We start from the raw sequence: 592 nt of genomic DNA on the forward strand, positions 1-592 counted from the left end.
ATACCGGACCACTTTTCGGGATGCAGACCACCTCTTTCGCCATTGTAAGCTTTTAGTACGCCCTTTTCCGTCAACATCAGCTGGCTTAAATTAGATTGCGCGTCAAAATCTAAGACAAGAACACGCAGGCCGTATGCGTAGGCAAGCCCCTCCGACAACATCAATGCTGTCGTAGATTTTCCGACTCCACCTTTTAGATTAGCCACAGTGACAATAGGCGCATTTAGCGGATTGCTGCGACGCTTAGGCACGACAGTCAAAGTTCTATATTTCCTCGTCCCAAGTTAATGTCTTTTGTCTCCAAGACCGAATGCGCTTGCGTCCCGTATTGTTCAAATGCCGAGCGAGCAAAGCGTCTGCCTTTTCGGGTGCAGGATCCACTCTCTCGGCGTTTTCAAGGACCGCAAAACTAGAATGATCCGACAGATTTTCAATAAATATTAGCCCGAGGCCGAAGTGCCTGCATTGGCGTCTTACTGATTGTGTATAACTCGTCTTACTCTTCCAATTCGGTTCATAACCAACCAGGTACGATTCGTGTGCGCTACTCCGGTGCGCTAAGTAAGCGTCCGGCGTGGGCGCCCTTGACCGG

At 49.7% G+C, this 592-nt stretch carries 1 protein-coding gene; it reads right to left on the reverse strand.

Annotated elements, in window-relative coordinates; all coding sequences use genetic code 11:
- Positions 1 to 251 (reverse strand): ParA family protein (locus HY26_RS02900; RefSeq protein ID WP_146740163.1); only part of this gene is annotated, 251 nt, incomplete at its 3' end.
- Between the last annotated feature and the right edge of the window lie 341 nt (positions 252 to 592).

Source organism: Hyphomonas sp. GM-8P (assembly GCF_003263315.1).
Classification (GTDB): Bacteria; Pseudomonadota; Alphaproteobacteria; order Caulobacterales; family Hyphomonadaceae; genus Hyphomonas.